The sequence below is a fragment of the Streptacidiphilus jeojiensis genome, assembly GCF_042510965.1.
GTDB lineage: Bacteria > Actinomycetota > Actinomycetes > Streptomycetales > Streptomycetaceae > Streptacidiphilus > Streptacidiphilus jeojiensis.
Genome location: NZ_JBEUKS010000009.1, coordinates 309,059 through 328,057, shown reverse-complemented (window position 1 = coordinate 328,057; position 18,999 = coordinate 309,059). Strand labels below are relative to the sequence as shown.

Below are 18,999 nucleotides of genomic sequence, written 5' to 3'. Positions count from 1 at the left end.
TGAGTGCGGTGTCCGGTTCGCGTACATTGCTGCGCGGCGGACGACACCACTGACGATCCCGGGAGCGGACGACGTGACAGGCAGCCTGCGGGAGGACGTGCTCAAGGCGCGCCGGATCGTCGTCAAGGTCGGTTCCTCCTCGCTGACCACCGCGTCCGGCGGGCTGGACGCGGACCGGGTGGACGCCCTGGTCGACGTCCTCGCCAAGACCCGGGGCGAGGGCGCCGAGGTGGTGCTGGTCTCCTCCGGGGCCATCGCCGCCGGGCTGGCCCCGCTGGGGCTGGCCAAGCGGCCCAGCGACCTGGCCCGGCAGCAGGCCGCCGCCAGCGTCGGCCAGGGGCTGCTGATGGCCCGCTACACCGCCTCCTTCGCCCGCTACGGGCTGCGCGCCGGGCAGGTGCTGCTCACCGCCGAGGACGCCAGCCGGCGCGCGCACTACCGCAACGCCTACCGCACCCTGGAGCAGCTGCTGGTGATGGGCGCGGTGCCGGTGGTCAACGAGAACGACACCGTGGCCACCGCCGAGATCAAGTTCGGCGACAACGACCGGCTCGCCGCGATCGTGGCCCACCTGGTCCGCGCCGACCTGCTGGTGCTGCTCTCGGACGTGGACGGCCTCTACGACGGCGATCCGGGTAAGCCGGGCAGCAGCCGGATCGAGGAGGTGCACGGTCCCGAGGACCTGGCCGGGGTGGAGATCGGCACCGCCGGGAAGGCCGGGGTGGGCACCGGCGGCATGGTCACCAAGGTCGACGCGGCCCGGATCGCCACCGGCGCGGGCATCCCGGTGGTGCTCACCGCCGCCCGGCACGCCGCCGACGCGCTGGCCGGGCGGGGCACCGGCACGCTGTTCCACCGCACCGGGCGGCGCTCCGCCGACCGGCTGCTGTGGCTGGAGCACGCCAGCGCGCCGCGTGGCGCCGTGCGCCTGGACGCCGGGGCGGTCCGGGCCGTGGTGGAACGCCGAACCTCGCTGCTGGCCGCCGGTGTCACCGGAGTTGAGGGCAAGTTCGCTGCGGGCGATCCGGTGGACCTTCTTGACGAAAACGGCCACATCGTGGCGCGAGGGCTGGTCAACTTTGATGTAAGGGAGCTTCCCAGGCTGCTGGGGAGGTCCACCCGGGACCTGGCACGGGAGCTGGGTCCCGAGTACGAGCGCGAGGTGGTGCACCGCGACGACCTGGTGGTGCTCCCGGACGCCCGGGAGCACTGAACGGGGCCGTCCTGACAGCGTTGTCCGAACCGCACCGTTGCCAACTGCACCGTTGCGAGCAGCACCGCCCGAACTGCACCGCCCGAGATCGTCGACAGGAGGCCGCCGGTGGGACGCAGGCGCCAGGGTGCGAGATCGGCGGGGACAGCTGATCCGGTGCTCACCAGTATCAACGGGGGCGCGTCGCGGACCGCGCGCGCCGATGGCGCAACCCAAGACGCCCCCGGCCCGTCGGCCTCCGTGGAGGAGGACAGCAGCCGGGCCCGGCTCTGGCACGTCGTGCTCAGCGTGGCCGGTCCGGCCACCCCGCTGACCGAGCTCAAACGCGGCCTGGAACAGCTGGCCCACGACCACACGCCCTTCCTGACCGCGCGCTACGCCGCCGACCACGGCGAGATCCGCTACTGGGAGCAGGCCGAGGACCTCCAGGACGCGGCGGCGATGGCGCTGCGGCTGTGGGGCGAGCACAAGGCCACCGCACAGCTGCCGCCCTGGGAGATCGTCGGCCTGGAGGTGGTGGACCGGCCGACCTACCACAAGCGGATAGCGGAGGGGTACGGGGAGTCGCGGGCCTTCCTCGGCGGGGTGCACCCGTACTGAGCCCCGTAGTGAGCCCCGCGGCCGTCCTCGGGGCCCGTCGCTGCCGGGACCTTCTCATTCCTCGGGAGGACCCGCTGCCCGCGCGCCCCGGGCGGCTACGCTTTCCGCCATGAGCAGCAGCCCCGAATCCGACCTCCCCCTCGACGGCACCCCGCTGACCGCGTTCCCCTCGCCGGACCTGCCGTCCCCGCTGCCGCAGTCGCCGGTGCTGAGGGCCGCCTACCGGGCCAAGGCCGCGGCCAACGAGCTGGCGCCGCTGCCGCGCACGCCCAAGGACGAGGCGCTGCTCGCCATCGCCGACGCGCTGGTGGTGCGCACCCGGGAGATTGTCGAGGCCAATGCCGAGGACGTGGAGCGGGCTCGGGAGGCCGGCACCAGCGAGTCGATCATCGACCGGCTGACGCTGAACCGGGAGCGGGTCGCCGCCATCGCCGCCGACGTGCGGCACGTCGCCGGGCTGCCCGACCCGGTGGGCGAGGTGGTCCGCGGCTCGACCCTGCCGAACGGGCTGGACCTGCGCCAGGTGCGGGTGCCGCTGGGCGTGGTCGGGATCATCTACGAGGCCCGCCCCAACGTCACCGTGGACGCCGCGGCGCTCTGCCTGAAGTCCGGCAACGCGGTGCTGCTGCGCGGCTCCTCCTCCGCCTACTCCTCCAACCGCAAGCTGGTGGAGGTGCTGCGGGACGCCGTCGGCGGCGCGGGCCTGCCGGCCGACTGCATCCAGCTGGTGCCGGGGGAGAGCCGGGAGTCGGTGACCGAGCTGATGCGGGCCCGGGGCATGGTGGACGTGCTGATCCCGCGCGGCGGGGCGGCGCTGATCCGCAACGTCGTCGAGAACTCCACCGTTCCGGTGATTGAGACCGGTACCGGGAACTGCCATGTCTACGTCGACGCGGAGACCGACCTGGCCATGGCGGTGGAGATCCTGGTGAACTCCAAGGCCTCCCGGCCGAGCGTCTGCAACGCGGCGGAGACCCTGCTGGTGCACAAGGACGTCGCCGACGCCTTCGTCCCGCTGGCCCTGGACGCGCTGGCCGAGGCCGGGGTGACCGTGCACGCCGACGACCGCGTGCTGGCGTACGCGCCGGACTCCAAGGCGACGGTGGTCCCGGCCACCGTCGAGGACTGGGAGACCGAGTACCTCTCCTACGACATCGCGGCCGGCATCGTGGACTCGCTGGAGGCTGCCGTCGCGCACATCCGGCTGTGGTCCTCGGGCCACACCGAGGCGATCGTGACGACCTCTCAGTCCGCGGCCCGCCGGTTCACCCAGCTGGTCGATGCCACCACGGTCGCCGTCAACGCCTCGACCCGGTTCACCGACGGCGGCCAGTTCGGCTTCGGCGCGGAGATCGGCATCTCCACCCAGAAGCTGCACGCCCGCGGCCCGATGGGCCTGCCGGAGCTGACCTCAACCAAGTACATCGTCACCGGTGACGGACACGTACGGGGGTGACAGCGCGGTGACAGCAGTGTGACCCGTACGGTAAGCCACAGACAAGAACGGGGCCCGGCGCTACTCTGCTGGGAGTGGTGCGACCGAGTACCTGGGGGGTCCCGTGAATCCCGATGGCTTCGACACCGGCTCCGGCGACGCTGACGCCGGACAGCCCGACAGCGACCCGGCCGACATCTTCGACGGCGTGGTCTTCGACGAGGCGTTCGTCCTCGCCGCGCTGATCCATGAGCCCTCGGCCGCCGAGCGCAGCCTGGCACTGCGCGGTCCCGGCCGCCGCCGGGGCAGAGCCGCGGCCGGCTCCGCCGCGGGCCGGACCGCCACCGCCGGTCGGCCGGTCTCCCCGTTCGGCCCTGTGCGGGGGCGGCACCAGGCGCACCCCGGCCGCTGGCAGCGCATCGTCGCCCGGATGATGCTGGTGGTGATCGGCATGCTCGCGGTGATGGTCGCCGCCGCCGCCGTCTACCGGGGCACCGGGAGCGAGAACGGCCAGTCGGTGCAACGGCCGACCAGCGGAACCGGGGGCAGCGCCTCGGCGTCGGCCTCGGCCGTGTCGGCGACCGCGGCGGCATCACCGCGCTAGGTCCTGTCCGGAGTTCCGGCGCCGACCGGGTGAGGAATCTCTCAGTACCGGCGCAGAAGTTGGCCCATGAGCACCCTTCACTCTCCCCGTGCCGACATACCCTTGTGCCATGGGTGGCCGGGCAGAACCACCGGAGGGCACGCCCGAGGGCGGTGCCGGTGGTGATGACGAGTTCCGATCCGTCGTTTTCGACGAGTCGTTCGTCAGGGCTGCCCGGATCCAGGAGCTCTCGGCACAGGAACGGCTCTCCGCGGGCAGCCGGCCGATCCGCGGACGCGGCCTTCGCGGCGGGGGGCTCTCGCGGCAGGCCCTGGCGCTGATGCTGCTGATCGCGATCGCCTTCTCGGCCGCCGTCTACCTGGGGACCAAGCACCCCTACCCGCAGGCGGGCGCCGGTTCCGCCGCCGAGCTCAGCATGTCCGTGGTCCCGCTGCAGCCGGGCGCCGGCGGCGTCCCCACGCTGGCGCCGGTGGCCAGCGGCAGCGCGGCGGCGACGGCGAGCGCGGTCGCCACCACGAGCTCCACCGCGACCGCCGGCGCCACCCCGTCCACGGACGCGAGTGCGAGCGCCGGCGCCTCGACCGAGGTCGACCCCAGGACCTACGCGCTGGGACCGGCCGGGCTGGCCCTGCCCAACGCCGGTGCGACCGACCACTTCAGCAAGAACCAGGTGGCGCAGGCGCTGATCCTGGCTCAGAACTACGCGGAGGTGTCCTCGCTGGACACCGGCGTGCTGTTCGGCGGCAAGACCGACCCGGTCCGCGACCTGCTGGCGTCCGGGCAGCGCAGCCAGTTCGACCAGAGCATCAAGAGTCCGGTCGACGACGGCAAGCACGAGGCGACCGGCTGGCTGGTGCGCTTCGACTCCACCGAGGTGGGTCCGACGGCCGGCCAGGAGACCCGGGTGCAGGGCTCGTTCACGGTGCCGGTGGAGGTGGACGGCGCGCTCCAGCTGACCGGTGACCACACCTTCGTCTACGCGCTGACCCCGGTCTCCACCGACGGCACCCAGCAGCCGACCGTGCTCTTCACGGTGCGCCGGGAGGTCGTCTACCGGTTCACCGCCGCGGACCTGGCCGCCAACCGGGTCGAGCTGACCTCCTCGGCGACCGAGGCCGGTCCGATGGCCTGCGACGCCGCGAGCGCCGCCAGGTACTTCACCCCGGTCCTGCCCGCCACGGCGTCCGGGACGGCATCGGCGTCGGCATCGGCGTCCGGCAAGGCCTCCGCGGCGGCCACTGTCTCCGCCGCCGCCTCGCCGTCCGGGGCGGTCGTCGACCCCTACGACAAGACCCGCAGCGCCTGGGCGGTCTGCGGGGTCATGGGCGGGCCGACGCCCTGATCGAGCGCCGGCCCCGTTCGGTACAACTAGTGCTGAGCGGTTGCTGAGCGGCCGTCAGGCCGGGGCCGCCCCCGGCTCGGCCGGCGGCTCCTCCGCGCTGTCCCGGGTGCCGCGGTTCCCCGCACTGCGACTTCCCACGAAGGCGTCGCGCAGCTTGCCGCCGATGTCCCCGGCGCCGCTGGCGACATCGCGGACCAGGCCCATCAGCGGGTCCTTGGTCTCTTTGAAGGACTGGGCGTAGGAGTCCGCCGCCGCCTTCATCTGGTCGGTGACCGAGGCGTCGCCGTCCTGCTCCCGGCGCGGGTAGGCGCCGGCCATGATCGAGCTGTACTCCTCGCTCTCGGCCCACTTCTTCAGCTTCTGCACCCGCACCGCCACGAACGGGTGGGTCTGCGGCAGCAGCTGCAGCAGCTTGATGACGCCGTCGCGCAGGTCACCGGCGCGGTCGTACTCCTCGGCCTGCTCCAGGAAGGCGTCGGTGTTCATCTCGTGCAGGTGGTGGCCGCCGGCCAGCTTCATCAGGCCGCGCATCGACGCCTGCAGGTCCTGGCCGACCAGCAGCCCGGCCCGGTCGCAGGAGATCTCCGACTTGCGGAACCACTCCTTGAGCGCGGTGATGATCGCCAGGATGGCGATGTTGCCCAGCGGGATCCAGGCGATCCTGGTGGCCAGGTTGGTGAGGATGATCAGCATGGTCCGGTACACGGCGTGCCCGGACATGGCGTGGGCGACCTCGTGGCCGATCACGGCCCGCATCTCCTCCTCGTCGAGCAGCTCGACCAGCGAGGTGGTCACCACGATCACCGGGGAGTCCATGCCGATGCACATGGCGTTGGGGACCGGGTCCTGGGTGACGTAGAGCGGCGGGACCTTCTCCAGGTCCAGGATGTAGGCGGCGTCCCGCACCATGTCGTGCAGGTGCGCGAACTGCCGCTCCGAGGCCCGGACCGCCGAGGCCAGGAACATCAGCCGCACGGCGCGCTCGGAGACCATGCCGCCGAGCTTCTTGAGGATGTCGTCGAAGCCGCTGAGCTTGCGCAGGGCGACCAGCGCGGAGCGGTCGGCGGGGTGCTCCCAGGCACGAGTGGAGATGCCCGGGAAGCGCTTGCGGTTCCGGCTCGGCACGCTGCCTTCGGTGGGTTGGGTCATCTGCTGCTTCCTCCCGATCGACAGCGGACCCCGGCGCCACCGCCGGGCCCCCGCCGTCCTGTGTAATTCCTCTGCTGCACAGCTGCTCGCTGCCCTGCTGCCGCTCGTCCCCGGAACTCCGTTCGCCACACTACGCCGGGGGACCGACGACGACCGGCGATCCCGCCGACAATTCCGCAGGGGGCCGGGTCTAGGCTGAGTCGTCCGGCCTTACCCCCGAGGAGTCCCGCCCCATGCGCACCACCACCGCTCTGCAGCAGCTGGCCGCCATCTCCAACGGCAGTGGCCCGGGGATGTTCCTGCGGATCATCGTCATCTGCGCCGTCGTCGGCGTCGTGTTCCTGGCTGTCTTCCTGCTGCGCGGCTACCGGGAATGAGCGCACACGGAGTCAGACGTGTGGAGCCGCCGAGCAGTTCCTGGTGTGCTGCCCGTACCATGAGCACGATCAAGCAGGCCCCCCGCACGCCTCCGAGCCAGAAGGTCCGCCACCGATGAGCCTCCACGCAGCCGCTGCGCCCGCCCTCTCCGTTCTCGCGGACGGCAGCGACAACCACGACAGCCTCAACCCGTTCATCACCGGCGGCGGCGCGCTGCTCCTGCTGCTGATCCTGCTCTTCCTCACCACCCGCTTCAACAAGGACCGCTAGCAGCGACCGCCGCCAGCAGCGCCGGGGCCGCCCCCCGGCCGCGTCGGGCCCCGTCCGGCCCGCGGCCGGGGCGCACGTCCGCCGCGCGGACCACGTAGGGTGAGCGCTCATGGGAGAGCAGCCTGAGCTCGGAGACGGGCCAGTGAAGAAGCGCATCGGCGTCATGGGCGGCACCTTCGACCCGATCCACCACGGTCACCTGGTCGCCGCCAGCGAGGTGGCCAGCCAGTTCCACCTGGACGAGGTCATCTTCGTGCCCACCGGCGAGCCGTGGCAGAAGGACCGCCGGCCGGTGTCGCCGGCCGAGGACCGCTATCTGATGACGGTCATCGCCACCGCTTCCAACCCCCAGTTCTCGGTCAGCCGCATCGACGTCGACCGCAAGGGGCCGACGTACACCACGGACACCCTGCGCGACCTGCGCGCCGAGCACGCCGACGCGGACCTCTTCTTCATCACCGGCGCCGACGCGCTGAGCCAGATCTTCTCCTGGCGGAACGCCGAGGAGCTCTTCGACCTCGCGCACTTCATCGGAGTGACCCGTCCAGGGCACACTTTGTCGGACCCGGGTCTGCCCGAGGGCGGGGTGTCCCTGGTCGAGGTGCCCGCACTGGCCATCTCCTCCACCGACTGCCGGGTCCGGGTCGCCAGCGGCGAACCGGTCTGGTACCTGGTGCCGGACGGTGTGGTCCGCTACATCGACAAGCGCAGGCTCTATCTCGACCCGAGCAGCACGAACTGAAAGGGGCTGGGTCGCCGTGACCGGAACCGCAGACCGCCGGGGGCCGGAGGGCGAGCCGCAGCCGCAGTCCTACGGCTACGAGCAGCAGGCGTACGGCTACGGTCAGTACCCGGACTACCCGTCACAGCCCCAGGAGCCGGTCTACCAGCCGGCCTACGGCTACGACGCGTACGGCCGCCTGATCGAGCAGCAGCAGGGCTACGCGGACCCCGGCTATCAGGACGCCGGGTACCAGGATCCCGCCTACCAGGACCCGGCCTACCCGAGCGCCCCCTATCAGGACCCGGCCTACGGCTACCAGCAGCAGCCCCAGTACCCCGGGTACCCGTCGTACCCCTCGGAGTACGAGCAGCAGTCGGCGCAGCAGCAGCCGCAGCAGGCCCAGACCGCCTACGACACCGGCCAGTACACGATCCCGCAGCAGCAGCCCGCGCCTCCGGTGGAGTCCGTGCGCCCGTCGTCCCGGCCGGCCGCGCCCGCCGGGCCCACCGTGCCGACCTCGGAGGAGTTCGCCTTCGTCGACGACGCGGAGGAGTCCGACGACGTCATCGACTGGATGAAGTTCAGCGAGACCCGCGGCGAGCGCCGGGACGAGCGCCGCAAGCAGCTGCGCACCCGGCTGATCGCCCTCGGCGTGGCGCTGATCCTGATCGCGGTCGGCGGGGCCGGCTACCTCTGGCTGCGCGGCGGCTCCTCGGCGGGCAGCGTCGCCGCCTCGACCAAGCGCACCGTGATCGCCGTCCACCTGCACGACCTCAACAAGAACATCTACACCGCGCTGCTGGTCTCGAACCCGGCCTCGGGGCAGGGCAGCACGCTGCTGCTCCCGGGCACCCTGGCGGTTCCCACCGACAGCGGCGGCGCCTCGGTGACACTGGCCTCCTCGGTCAACGCCCAGGGCAACGCGGCCACCAGGGACGGGCTGCACGCGCTGCTCGGCGCGGACGTCTCCGCCACCTGGTCCCTCTACACCCCGTTCCTGCAGAACCTGGTCGACCTGCTCGGCGGGGTCAGCATCGACTCCAACACGACGATCACCCAGAACGGCAAGACCCTGGTGAAGCCCGGCAAGGCTATCGTCAACGGGGCCGCGGCCATCGCCTACGCGGACTACCAGGCCAAGGGGGAGAGCGCCGGGGCGCAGCTGTCCCGCTACGGACAGGTGCTGGCCGCACTGGTCCAGGCGATGCCCCAGGACGCGACCTCGGCCGCGAGCGACATCACCAAGATGGGCGCCGTGGCCGACCCCTCGCTCCCGGACGCGACGCTCGGAGCGCTGATGGCGGCCCTGTCCAAGGACGCCCAGGCCGGCAAGTACTCCACCGTGACGCTCCCGGTCAACGCCAACGGGACGCCGGCGAGCAGCGCGGGCGACATGGTGAAGCAGCTGCTCGGCGGCACCGTCACCACCAGCAGCGGGGCCACCGCGGCGCGGGTGGCGATCACCGACGCCACCGGGACCGGCAACAAGATCAACCTGGCCGAGGCGGCCGTGGTCAACGGGGGCTACACCCTCGTCCCCGACAGCTCCAAGGCCCCGTCGACCCAGAGCACCAGCAGCATCACCTACAGTGACGACTCCCGTGCCGCGGACGCCAAGCAACTCGCCCAGGACCTCGGCCTGCCGACCACGGTGGTGACCAAGGTCACCAGCTCCCAGTCGGCGGACCTGGTGGTGGTGCTCGGAAAGGACTACGAGGGCTGAGCGCGACCGAAACGCCGGAGCGGGCCGTCTGCCGTCCATGAGATCCTGGAAGGCATCTGTGTCCCCGAACCGAGAGCATCCTGTGACCGCGACAGACCGGGCCGTAGCACTTGTCACCACCGCCGCCCAGGCGGCAGCCGACAAGCTGGCCCAGAACATCATCGCCTTCGACGTCAGTGACGTCCTGGCCATCACCGACGCCTTCGTGATCGCGTCCGCGCCCAACGACCGCCAGGTCAAGGCCATCGCCGACGCCATCGAGGAGGAGCTCGCCAAGCAGCACCAGACCAAGCCGGTGCGCCGCGAGGGCGAGCGCGAGGGCCGCTGGATCCTGCTCGACTTCCTGGACATCGTGGTCCACGTCCAGCACTCCGAGGAGCGCTCCTACTACGGCCTGGAGCGGCTGTGGAAGGACTGCCCCGAGCTCCCCCTGCCCGAGGACGCCGTCGCCAGCCGGAACCGTCCCGGTGACGAGGAGTTCGTCCGCGAGCCCAACGAGTTCGACCACGTCGAGGCCGTGCTGCAGGCCGAGGCCGATCGGAGCATGCGCTGAACGGGAGCACCCGCGGTCACGGCAGGCGTGTCGTCTTCTGGCGGCACGGCCAGACCTCATGGAACCTGGAAGGCCGCTTCCAGGGCAGTACCGACATCCCGCTGACGGACGCCGGCCGGTCGCAGGCGCAGCGCGCCGCCCGGCTGCTCGCTGCCCTCAGTCCGGATGCCATCGTCTCCTCCGACCTCCAGCGCGCGGCGGACACCGCCGCCGAGCTGTCGGCGGTCACCGGGCTCGAGGTCGTCCACGACTCCGGGCTGCGCGAGACCTACGCGGGCAGCTGGCAGGGGCTGACCAACGAGGAGATCCAGGAGCAGTACGGCGAGCAGTACCGCGCCTGGAAGCTCGGCGAGCCGGTCCGCCGGGGCGGCGGCGAGCTCGGCACGGAGGTCGCCGACCGCGCCGTGCCGGTGGTCCTGGACGCGGTGAAGCTGCTTCCGGACCGCGGCACCGTGGTCGTGGTCAGCCACGGCGGGACCATCAGGATGGCCATCGGCCGACTGCTCGGACTCGACCCCTCCAACTGGGAGGCGCTCGGCGGCCTCAGCAACTGCTGCTGGTCGGTCCTGGGCGAGGGCGCCCGCGGCTGGCGGCTGCTGGAGCACAACGCCGGCACCCTGCCCGAACCGGTGATCGGGGACGACACCTGAAGCGTCGGCACGGGGTCGGATTTCGCAGTTCGGCCCTCCTGCCGCTAAAGTTTCCTTCGTTCGCACAGCCGGAAACGGCCGGGGGAACAGCGGGGCTGTAGCTCAGTTGGTAGAGCGCTTGCATGGCATGCAAGAGGTCCGGGGTTCAATTCCCCGTAGCTCCACGCAGTACCAGGAGAACAACGCAATACGGGGCTGTAGCTCAGTTGGTAGAGCGCTTGCATGGCATGCAAGAGGTCCGGGGTTCAATTCCCCGTAGCTCCACAGTCGACGGGATCCCGTCCGATCACTGCGATCGGGCGGGATCCCGTCGTTCCGGGGTCCAGTGCGGTGCCGCTGCCGCTGCCGGTGGTGGCTAGGCGTTGGGGTCGAACGGGATTCCGGCGGGCTTGGTCACGGTGAGGGCGTACTGGAAGTCACCGTCGCCGATCTTGATCGTGGCCTCGCCGAAGTCGGCGCTCAGGAGCTTGTCGCGGTAGCCGGCCGGGTAGCCGTTCCAGCCGACCAGGCGCGGGTAGAACCAGCCGCCCGTGGCGTTCTCCGGCGGCTCGTCGTTGCTGTTCGCGAAGCGGAAGTCGTGGGTCGAGGCGCCGTCCTTGTTGTACACGACCTTCGGGTGCGTCCCGTCGAAGCGCACGCCCGAAGCGGCGGAGATCGCATAGCCGCTGTGCTGCGACACGTCGACGTACTGGACTGCGTTGTTGTAGATCCACACGATGACGTGTTCCCAGTCGTGGCGGTGCCCGATCGCCAAGGGCCCCAGGGTGGCCTGGTCCTTCTCGAAGTAGCTGGCGTACATGACCGCGCACCAGCCGTTGTTGCACTTCTCGCGGGAGTACGTGTTGTCGTTCGTGAGCTGGGCCATGTCGTGGCAGTGGCCGTTCACGTCGCCGCCGAGCGCCAGGCCGGGGTTGATCGTGCCGTCGGCGCCGATCGCGGCGGTGGAGTAGCAGCCGTCCGTGTCGAAGTCGTAGGCCGGGGAGAAGGTCTGCTCCAGACCGTCGGCGTTCTGGGGCAGAAGCGTGAGGACGTCGGCCCTCGCAGTGGTCGGGACGACCAGGACCAGAGCCGCGGCGCCGATGGCGGTCGTGATCGCGGACCGGCGGAGCGACCATCCCCGACGCCCGGCCCGGGGCCCGGCGTCCTCCGGGCTCTGCTCGGGGCTCACCGTCGATGACTGAGTGCTGCGCACACCAAACTCCTCAACATTCGATGGAAGGGGCAGGGGCCCTCGCCCGGGAATTCTCTTGGACGTGGGCATGTCATTCGCGTGAGGCGAAATCAAATTAGCCCAGGGGGGCACGGGCGGCAAGCAAACTTCCGGTGCCGAGATACCGGTGCGGTGCGTTGACCAGGGAACTGATCGCCAGTCAGGACCGTCTGGACGCAGGAGTTCGAGTGCGGGGCATTCGGTCCCGTGGGTCTGTTGTCGCTACAGGGCCTCGGCCTCGATCTGTGCGGTCAGTGGAGCGGAGTCGTGCGTGGTCCTGGCGGCGGGCGCCCACCGGATCCGGGTCGCGCACAGGGACACGATCAGGGCGCAGCCGGCGACCGCGCCCATGCCCCAGCTGAGTCCGCTCGCGTTGGCGATGAAGCCGATCACCGGCGGCCCGGCCAGCAGGCCGACCGTCCCCATGGTGGCGACCAGGGTCAGCGCGTCCGAGCCCTGGGCCGCCGCCGCGACGTAGACGCAGGGGGTGACTGCGGCCACGCCCAGCCCCACGCAGGCGAAGCCGATCAGCGCCGGCAGCACGCCGCCGGCCAGCAGCGCCAGCGCCAGCCCCAGCGCCGCCAGGGCGCTGCCGATCCGCACGATCGGTCCGTCGCCCCAGGCGCTGCGCCGGCCGTCGGTCAGCAGCCGGGCCAGCACCATGGTCACCGAGACCACCGCGATGCCCATCGGGGCCAGCTCCGCCGACGCCTTGGCGACGTCCTTCAGGTAGAGCGAGGACCAGTCGTTCATGGCTCCTTCGGTGACGGTGCCGAAGGCCATGGCCAGGCCGCACCACAGGGTGACCCGGGCGGGCAGGGCGAGCCTGCGGCGCTTCCTCCCGGCCTGCGGCTCGGCGTCGGCCTGTTCGGCGGAGGAGGCGGCGGCCTCGACCGGCTCGGCGGGCTTGTCCTGGGTCAGCAGGCCCGGGCGGGCGTAGCCGACCGCGACCAGCAGCACGCCCATGGCGACGGCGAAGTGCACCGGCAACGACGCGGTCAGCAGGTTCATGCCGGAGGCCAGCAGCGCGGCCACCAGCGATCCGCCGCTGAAGGTGGCGTGCAGCGTGGCCATGGTGTTGCGCTCGAACCGCACCTCCAAGGCGGCTCCCTGCGCGTTCATCGCCACGTTCAGCGCGCCCACCAGCACGCCGTCGGCGCACATCACCACCAGCGCGGTCGGATAGTTGGGCAGCTCCGCCATCGCCGCCAGCAGCAGTGCCAGTCCGAGCGCCGACAGCAGCGACAGCCGGCGCGAGCCCAGCCGCTTCATCAGCAGGGCCACCAGCGGGAACGACGCGACCGCCCCCACGCCGGTGGCCATCAGCAGCAGGCCCACCTCCGCGGTGCTCAGGCCGAGCTGCGCCTTGATCGCCGGTATCCGCGAGGCCCAGGTGGCGTACTGGAACCCCAGCGAGAAGAACAGCGCCACCACCGCCAGCCGGCTCCGGTGGAACCCGTCCTGAACAGGGAACATGGGCGTCAGTCTCCTTCGTGCTGCGAGGGTGATCCGTGCGGCGGGACGCCGAGCGGTTTGGACATGTAGACGGCCCGGGCGCCGTAGTGCTCCGGTGCCGCGACCTCGCGGTGCGGCGCGAACCCGTGCCGCGACCAGAAGGCGTCGGTGCCGGCGACCGCCACCAGCGAGACGTGCCGGTGCTCCCGGGCCCGCGCCACCGTCTCCAGGCGGCGCAGCAGCCGGCCGGCCAGCCCGCACCGGCGCAGTTCCTCGGCGACCACCAGGTCGTGCAGGTGCAGGTTGGGGGAGCGGAAGGCGGTCCGCTCCGGCTGGTCCAGCCCCGGGTAGCGGAACCTGGGGTAGGGCAGCGCCAGCAGGTAGCCGGCGACGGGCCGCCGCTGGTGCGCCCCGTGCTCCAGGACGAAGCAGGTGGCCGGTGAGGCGCGCACCCGGGACTGCAGCGCGGTCCGCCCCTCCGACAGGCCGAGCGCGGTGTAGGCGTTGGCTTCAAGTTCGACGATGGCTTCCCAGTCGTCCGGGCGGATCCCGCGGATGGTCGGGTCAGCGCTCACCGGACCTCCGGACGCAGTCGTACCCGAGCGGCGGGAAGCCGTTGAAGCCCAGGGTGAGGTAGCTGGTGGCGTAGGCGCCGGCGGAGAGCGCCCAGACCGGGTCGCCCGAGGCCAGCGCCTCCGGCACCTGGACCAGGCCGTGTCCGCGGCCGTAGGCGTCGTCGCCGTCGCAGGTGGGCCCGGCGATCACGGCGGGGACCCGCGGTGCGTCCGGGCGGTGGGTGGGGAACACCAGCCGGTACTGCAGCGCGTCCATCTCGTAGAGGCCGTTGAACTTGCCGCAGCTGAGGTAGAGCCAGTTCTCCCGTTCCCCGCCCGGCTGCTGACGGGTGGTCAGCCGGGCCACATGGGCCCGGACCGCACCGTGGTCGGCCACCAGGTGCCGGCCCGGCTCCATGACGAAGTCCAGCGGCCGGGCCGCCGCCTCCTGCAGCCGGGCCGTGCCCTCGCGGATCACGGCCAGGATCTTGTCCAGCGGCGGGTCCAGCGGCTGCCCGTGCCGGTCCAGGTAGCCGAGCGCGGGCAGGCCGCCGCCGAGGTTGACGTGGTCCGGGTGGATGCCGCGCAGGTCCAGCGCGGTGAGCACACCGGCCAGCGAGTCGAACGCCTCCCGCCAGGCCCCGGCGGTCATCTGCTGGGAGCCGACGTGCACCGACAGTCCGGCCGGGGTCAGGCCCGCCGCCCGGGCCGCCGCCAGCACCACCGGCGCGTCCCGGACCGAGCAGCCGTACTTCCTGCTCAGCCCCCACAGCGCGCCCGCACCGCTGGTGGCCAGCCGGCAGAAGACCCGGGCGCCGGGGGCGTGCCTCGCTATCGCGGCGACGTCCGCGACGCTGTCGGTGGCGAAGTCGCGCACCCCCAGCCGGTGGGCCTCGGCGATGTTCCGGTCGGACTTGACGGTGTTGCCGTAGTGGACCGAACCGACCGGCACCCCGGTCCGCAGTGCCTGGGCGATCTCCTGGGGGGAGGCCGCGTCGAAGCCGGCGCCCCGTCCCGCCAGCGCGGCCAGCACCTCGTCCACCGGGCAGGCCTTGACCGCGAAGCGGACGGCCACCTGCGGCAGTTCGCGCCGCAGGTCGGCGTAGCGGTCCTCGATCCCGTCCAGGTCGAAGAGGATCCGGTCCCGGTCGGTGGCGGCGAGGGCAGCGGACAGGGTGTCGGACGGGATGGCGGACGGGGTGTCGAACGGGGTGGCGCCCGGCAGTTCGTTCTGGTGCGTCATGTGCCGCTTCGCTCCAGCTGTCGTCGCGGTTCCAGGGGGGTGACGGCGTTGGCGGCCAGCATCAGCGGACCCCAGACCTCGGTCAGCAGGGCGAAGTCCTCGATGTCGCGCCGGGCCTCGTCCAGCAGCCGCGGACCGCGCGCCGCCAGCAGGTCGGCGAAGGCCGCGTACCGGCCGCCCAGGCTGCGGTAGCAGCGGTCCAGGACCTGGAGCCGCCGGACGTTCTCGGTGCGGTCCAGTTCGGCGCTGTCCCGCAGGAAGCCGGCGATCACCGCGGGCCGCACCCGGTCCCGCTCGTCGAGCATCGACTCGCCGGCCGCCGCCATCCGGTCGTAGACGGCGTTGAAGTAGAGCATCGACAGGAAGAACTTCACCAGCCGCACGTGGTAGGCGGCGAAGCCCGCGTCGGTACGGCGCTCGGGGGTGTAGTAGTTGACGATGTGTCGGTTGTGCAGCACCCCGGGCAGCGCGGCGTCGTGCACCAGGTGGATCAGGAAGTAGTCGCTGCCGATGGTCTCGGTCCCCGGCGGCAGCGGCACCAGCTCCTGCACCTGGTGGAAGCCGATGTTGGACATGTCCACCCGCATCGGGTCCACCACGGTCAGCGTGGCCCGGTCGCCGCTGAACGCCTCGGTACCCGCGCCGCGGAACGACTCGGCGACCAGCTCCCGCTTCTGCTCGGCCGACCAGTCCGTCGGCGCCCACAGGCTGACCATGTCGTGGTAGACCTCCGGGTCCAGCCGCTCGATCTCGCCGATGTCCACCGAGAGCTCGCCGATGAAGGAGGATCCGACCATCGCCACCGGCCGGTGCGCGCGCCCCGGGTCCAGTTCGGTCCCGGTGACATGGGCCGAGGCCTCGCTCGCCGGCAGCCCCAGCGAGGCCAGCTCGTGGTGGACCGGGTAGACCGGGACGCCGTCCAGCGACTGGTAGCGGATGTCGGAGTCGCGGCGCAGGACGGACTCGCAGCCCAGCGCCCGGGCGATCAGGAAGGCCCGGTTGGTGCAGGCCCCGTAGGACGAACGGTCCGGCAGCATCAGCGACAGCACCAGGTCCGGCTGGGCCGGCCGGGCCTTCTCGATCACCTCGCGCAGGAAGACCCGCTGCGCCGCCTCGTCGAGGTGGTGCAGCACCACGTTCGGCACCGGGGGCAGCGCGTCGAGGGTGGCGGCGTGCTCGGCGACGGTCTCGTCGTCGGAGGAGTCCAGGACCAGCAGGTGCACCTCGACGTCGAAGCGCCCGGTCGCGTAGGCCGCCTCCTGGTGCACGGCGGCGATGGTGCCGGCGCAGGCCCGGTCGGTGGGGAGGGTCAGACAGACACGGCGCATGCTTGCGCTCCGTTCGTCAGGTCGGACTCGCGGTCGGACTCCCGGTCGGACTCCCCGTCGGAGGCGGAACCGCCCCAGGAGTCGAGGCCCAGCAGCTTGCGGCCCAACTCGTCCAGCTCGGCCGGCCCGTAGCGCAGCGACTCGTGCCTGACCGCGTCGCCGACCAGGGTCCCGTTCCAGTCCGGTGTGGTGAGGTTGCGCCAGGAGTCGATCCGGGAGCGGCGCAGCTGCTGGTGCGACTCCAGGGCGGGCATCATCGACAGGTACTGCACCGCCCGCACCCCGCTCGCCGAGGTGTTCCGGGCCACCCCGTGGGCCAGCAGGCCGTTCCAGATCAGCAGGTCCCCGGCGTGCAGCTCCGGGCGCACCACTGGCATCAGCTCGCGGTCCACCCGCGGCCGGATCGGGTCGCGGTCGGCGGGCTGCGCCGTCCTCCAGCGGTCGAACTGGCGGAACAGTTCGGGGTTGCACTGGAAACCGCCGGTCTCCGGGGTGGTGTCGTTCAGCGCGATGATCCCCTGCACCCGCTGCGGCAGCACGCCCAGCGTGGTGTCGACGTCCCAGTGCAGTTCGATGTCGAAGCCGCGCTCGGTGGGCGCGATCAGCGCCCGGTCGCGGTTCCGGACGTTGGGCGGGTTCAGGTTGAGCCGGTCCAGCGAGACCCAGAGCTCCTCGCAGCCCCACACGTCCGCGAACGCCTCGTAGACGCGGCGGTTCTGCCGGCTGTCCCAGATGAGCTGGTGCTGGTAGGCCTCGACGAAGCCGTAGATGTGCAGCTCGCGGTCCAGGTCGGTGCGGTACGGGCGGTCCTGGTACCAGGAGTCCGGCCGGTCGGGGTCCAGGCCCTGGAAGTCCCAGGCGAAGTCCAGCAGGCGGGCGGCAGCGGCGGCGGGGATCGCCTGCCTGACCACGACGTAGCCGTAGTCCTGCCAGAAGGCGAAGTCCTCGGGGGAGAGGACCCGCAGCGGGCGGGGCCGCTCCAGGTCCCGCAGCGGGGTGAGCGCCAGGTACTTCTCGCCGTCCGAGCTGAAGTACGGCAGGTCCGAGGCGGCTCGGTACAGGTAGGGGTCGGACATCGGCATGGGTCGCTCCAGGATTCGACGGGGAATCGGCATGGGTGCGAAGCGCCGGGCAGCCCGGGACGGGCTGACGCTGCGGCGGGTCATGCGCGGGCGGTGCGTGGGGTGCGGCACATGGGGGGGCACTTGGGAATGGCACAGGGGAATGAGCTGGGGGGCCGACAGAGGCTCGGAGGGACTCGGATGTCGCGCAGGCCGGCTGCGCGCTGGTCAACCTTGAGGAGTCGGATTACTTGGCGGGGGCGGCAGTCGGGTTGTCTCTCTCGGGTCGAGCGCCGTCGCGTCCTTCACTCGGTGAACTCCCGCCCCACCAAATTGGACTAGACCAAGTGGTCATGTCAATGGCCGACTTATGGAGATTATGCGGGTTAGAAGTCATGGAGATGTGAAGGGCGGGCGCAGGTGCAGGTCGGGGCGGCTGCCGCGGCGATCCCGCTATTTCAAGCCAGAAGTGCAGGTCAGTGGCTCGATGAAGATCCCCTTGACAGGTCCGGGTAGCCCACTGCACCATCCATTGGTCCGTACCAACGACTCCGCGGAGGAGGTGCTGCGCCTGTTCAGTGCGTGTGGTTGACCACCGGCAGACCAGGGTTGGCCATCAGCCACTCGATCCGCAGCCGGCTCTCCTCGTCCTCCGGGGTGTAGACCACCAGCCGTCCCTCGGGCATGCCCATCGCGGTCAGATTGGTCGCCGACATCCGGACCTCGCCGACCGCCGCGTGCCGGAACACCTTGTGCCGGATGGAGTGGGTGGCCACGTCCTGCTGGGCCCAGAGCCGGGCGAACTCCGGGCTGGCCCCGATCAGGTCGCGGATGAAGTCCTCCCAGTACGGTTCGCCGACGTGCTGGCCGTAGCCGGAGCGCAGCACCGCGACCATCCGCGGCAGCTCCTCGGCGCGGTTGACGAAGGCGTTGCAGCACTCCGGGACCGTGGCGGTGCACCACATGGTGTTGCGGCGGCCCTGGTCGGTGAGGGTGGCGCCCGGGAACAGCGCCTCATAGGCGGCGTTCCAGCGCAGGACGTCGTAGCGGGAGTTGGCGATCGCGGCCGGGAGTGGGGACAGCGCGTCCAGGATGACTTGGATCTCCGGGGTCAGCATGCAGGAGTCGGCGGCAGGGACCGTCGGCTGCAGCCCGGCCAGCGTGAAGAGGTGGCCGGCCTCGGCACTGTCCAGCTTCAGCGTCCGTGCGATCGCCCTGAGCACCTGCTCGCTGGCGTTGATCGGACGTCCCTGCTCCAGCCAGGTGTACCAGGTGACACCGACACCGGCGAGCTGCGCCACCTCCTCGCGGCGCAGCCCCGGCGTGCGGCGGCGCAGACCGGGAGCCATGCCGACGTCCTCGGGGGAGACCCGGGCCCGGCGGGCCTTGAGGAAAGCGGCCAGCTCGGTCCGTCGGGGGGCGGCGGCGGACCTGTTGCTGACGGGTGCGTCCATCACGCTCATGTGTTCATGGTGCCGGATCGGCGGGATCCCTGACAGGTACTCCC

Annotated in this window: 19 protein-coding genes and 2 tRNA genes; 13 read left to right on the top strand and 8 right to left on the bottom strand. The window is 71.6% G+C overall.

Annotated features, from left to right (window positions below; translation table 11 throughout):
- Positions 1-73: 73 nt before the first annotated feature.
- The 5 genes from proB (at position 74) to ABUW04_RS25530 (ending at position 5,194) form a co-directional block, all read left to right on the top strand.
- On the top strand, positions 74-1,213 hold the full coding sequence (gene proB / locus ABUW04_RS25550) for a glutamate 5-kinase (RefSeq protein ID WP_030250674.1): 1,140 nt from the start codon (positions 74-76) through the stop codon (positions 1,211-1,213).
- A gap of 108 nt (positions 1,214-1,321) precedes the next feature.
- Complete coding sequence (locus tag ABUW04_RS25545; RefSeq protein ID WP_380566745.1) at positions 1,322-1,813, top strand: hypothetical protein; 492 nt, start codon at positions 1,322-1,324, stop codon at positions 1,811-1,813.
- A 109-nt stretch (positions 1,814-1,922) separates the two neighbouring features.
- Complete coding sequence (locus ABUW04_RS25540) at positions 1,923-3,269, top strand: glutamate-5-semialdehyde dehydrogenase (RefSeq protein ID WP_084713634.1); 1,347 nt, start codon at positions 1,923-1,925, stop codon at positions 3,267-3,269.
- A 103-nt stretch (positions 3,270-3,372) separates the two neighbouring features.
- Entirely contained in the window at positions 3,373-3,852 is a 480-nt protein-coding gene (locus ABUW04_RS25535; protein ID WP_030250685.1) for an SCO2583/SCO2584 N-terminal domain-containing protein, read from the top strand.
- A 109-nt stretch (positions 3,853-3,961) separates the two neighbouring features.
- The gene (locus ABUW04_RS25530; protein WP_380566744.1) at positions 3,962-5,194 is read left to right on the top strand and encodes an SCO2583 family membrane protein; all 1,233 of its coding nucleotides are present in this window, start codon (positions 3,962-3,964) and stop codon (positions 5,192-5,194) included.
- A 54-nt stretch (positions 5,195-5,248) separates the two neighbouring features.
- Here the strand turns inward: ABUW04_RS25530 and ABUW04_RS25525 are convergent, their stop codons facing one another.
- Positions 5,249-6,343, bottom strand: a complete 1,095-nt coding sequence (locus tag ABUW04_RS25525) for a M48 family metallopeptidase (RefSeq protein WP_030250688.1) — start codon at positions 6,341-6,343, stop codon at positions 5,249-5,251.
- 233 nt (positions 6,344-6,576) lie between these two features.
- Between ABUW04_RS25525 and ABUW04_RS25520 the strand changes: the two genes are divergently transcribed.
- From ABUW04_RS25520 to ABUW04_RS25485, 8 genes are all read left to right on the top strand, one after another.
- Positions 6,577-6,720 (top strand): hypothetical protein, encoded by a 144-nt coding sequence (locus tag ABUW04_RS25520; protein ID WP_166682523.1) that lies wholly within the window; start codon positions 6,577-6,579, stop codon positions 6,718-6,720.
- A gap of 115 nt (positions 6,721-6,835) precedes the next feature.
- Complete coding sequence (locus ABUW04_RS25515; protein ID WP_198037314.1) at positions 6,836-6,991, top strand: hypothetical protein; 156 nt, start codon at positions 6,836-6,838, stop codon at positions 6,989-6,991.
- A 109-nt stretch (positions 6,992-7,100) separates the two neighbouring features.
- Positions 7,101-7,733 carry a nicotinate-nucleotide adenylyltransferase gene (gene nadD / locus ABUW04_RS25510; protein WP_030250691.1) on the top strand — a complete coding sequence of 211 codons (633 nt, stop codon included), beginning with the start codon at positions 7,101-7,103 and terminating at the stop codon, positions 7,731-7,733.
- A gap of 16 nt (positions 7,734-7,749) precedes the next feature.
- Positions 7,750-9,438 (top strand): LCP family protein, encoded by a 1,689-nt coding sequence (locus ABUW04_RS25505; protein ID WP_380566743.1) that lies wholly within the window; start codon positions 7,750-7,752, stop codon positions 9,436-9,438.
- Positions 9,439-9,520: 82 nt separating this feature from the next.
- Positions 9,521-9,991, top strand: a complete 471-nt coding sequence (gene rsfS, locus ABUW04_RS25500) for a ribosome silencing factor (RefSeq protein WP_051724948.1) — start codon at positions 9,521-9,523, stop codon at positions 9,989-9,991.
- Positions 9,988-10,641 carry a histidine phosphatase family protein gene (locus tag ABUW04_RS25495; protein WP_030250699.1) on the top strand — a complete coding sequence of 218 codons (654 nt, stop codon included), beginning with the start codon at positions 9,988-9,990 and terminating at the stop codon, positions 10,639-10,641. Before rsfS ends, ABUW04_RS25495 begins: the two co-directional genes overlap by 4 nt.
- A gap of 91 nt (positions 10,642-10,732) precedes the next feature.
- A tRNA-Ala gene (locus ABUW04_RS25490) sits at positions 10,733-10,805 on the top strand.
- A gap of 27 nt (positions 10,806-10,832) precedes the next feature.
- Positions 10,833-10,905: transfer RNA gene (locus ABUW04_RS25485), tRNA-Ala, on the top strand.
- A 91-nt stretch (positions 10,906-10,996) separates the two neighbouring features.
- Here ABUW04_RS25485 and ABUW04_RS25480 read toward each other — a convergent pair.
- The 7 genes from ABUW04_RS25480 to ABUW04_RS25450 form a co-directional block, all read right to left on the bottom strand.
- Positions 10,997-11,734 carry an NPP1 family protein gene (locus ABUW04_RS25480; RefSeq protein ID WP_380566763.1) on the bottom strand — a complete coding sequence of 246 codons (738 nt, stop codon included), beginning with the start codon at positions 11,732-11,734 and terminating at the stop codon, positions 10,997-10,999.
- 339 nt (positions 11,735-12,073) lie between these two features.
- Positions 12,074-13,327, bottom strand: a complete 1,254-nt coding sequence (locus ABUW04_RS25475) for an MFS transporter (RefSeq protein WP_380566742.1) — start codon at positions 13,325-13,327, stop codon at positions 12,074-12,076.
- Positions 13,328-13,332: 5 nt separating this feature from the next.
- Positions 13,333-13,881 (bottom strand): GNAT family N-acetyltransferase, encoded by a 549-nt coding sequence (locus tag ABUW04_RS25470; RefSeq protein ID WP_380566741.1) that lies wholly within the window; start codon positions 13,879-13,881, stop codon positions 13,333-13,335.
- A complete protein-coding gene (locus ABUW04_RS25465; RefSeq protein ID WP_380566740.1) occupies positions 13,871-15,103 on the bottom strand; it encodes a type III PLP-dependent enzyme in 1,233 nt (410 codons plus the stop codon). The genes ABUW04_RS25470 and ABUW04_RS25465 overlap by 11 nt, the downstream gene beginning before the upstream one ends.
- Positions 15,100-16,431, bottom strand: a complete 1,332-nt coding sequence (locus tag ABUW04_RS25460; RefSeq protein ID WP_380566739.1) for a DUF6271 family protein — start codon at positions 16,429-16,431, stop codon at positions 15,100-15,102. The genes ABUW04_RS25465 and ABUW04_RS25460 overlap by 4 nt, the downstream gene beginning before the upstream one ends.
- Positions 16,413-17,513: a phytanoyl-CoA dioxygenase family protein gene (locus tag ABUW04_RS25455; RefSeq protein ID WP_380566738.1), complete on the bottom strand. Its 1,101-nt coding sequence runs from the start codon at positions 17,511-17,513 to the stop codon at positions 16,413-16,415. The genes ABUW04_RS25460 and ABUW04_RS25455 overlap by 19 nt, the downstream gene beginning before the upstream one ends.
- Positions 17,514-18,067: 554 nt before the next feature.
- Positions 18,068-18,955 (bottom strand): helix-turn-helix transcriptional regulator, encoded by an 888-nt coding sequence (locus ABUW04_RS25450; protein WP_030250720.1) that lies wholly within the window; start codon positions 18,953-18,955, stop codon positions 18,068-18,070.
- Positions 18,956-18,999: the final 44 nt, after the last annotated feature.

Excerpts from the sequence above, each read along its gene's own strand:
- ABUW04_RS25540 (WP_084713634.1), top strand. The coding sequence starts at position 1,923 with ATGAGCAGCAGCCCCGAATCCGACCTCCCCCTCGACGGCACCCCGCTG.
- ABUW04_RS25530 (WP_380566744.1), top strand. The coding sequence starts at position 3,962 with ATGGGTGGCCGGGCAGAACCACCGGAGGGCACGCCCGAGGGCGGTGCC.
- ABUW04_RS25525 (WP_030250688.1), bottom strand. The coding sequence starts at position 6,343 with ATGACCCAACCCACCGAAGGCAGCGTGCCGAGCCGGAACCGCAAGCGC.
- ABUW04_RS25520 (WP_166682523.1), top strand. The coding sequence starts at position 6,577 with ATGCGCACCACCACCGCTCTGCAGCAGCTGGCCGCCATCTCCAACGGC.
- ABUW04_RS25515 (WP_198037314.1), top strand. The coding sequence starts at position 6,836 with ATGAGCCTCCACGCAGCCGCTGCGCCCGCCCTCTCCGTTCTCGCGGAC.
- nadD (WP_030250691.1), top strand. The coding sequence starts at position 7,101 with ATGGGAGAGCAGCCTGAGCTCGGAGACGGGCCAGTGAAGAAGCGCATC.
- ABUW04_RS25475 (WP_380566742.1), bottom strand. The coding sequence starts at position 13,327 with ATGTTCCCTGTTCAGGACGGGTTCCACCGGAGCCGGCTGGCGGTGGTG.
- ABUW04_RS25465 (WP_380566740.1), bottom strand. The coding sequence starts at position 15,103 with ATGACGCACCAGAACGAACTGCCGGGCGCCACCCCGTTCGACACCCCG.
- ABUW04_RS25460 (WP_380566739.1), bottom strand. The coding sequence starts at position 16,431 with ATGCGCCGTGTCTGTCTGACCCTCCCCACCGACCGGGCCTGCGCCGGC.
- ABUW04_RS25455 (WP_380566738.1), bottom strand. The coding sequence starts at position 17,513 with ATGCCGATGTCCGACCCCTACCTGTACCGAGCCGCCTCGGACCTGCCG.
- ABUW04_RS25450 (WP_030250720.1), bottom strand. The coding sequence starts at position 18,955 with ATGAGCGTGATGGACGCACCCGTCAGCAACAGGTCCGCCGCCGCCCCC.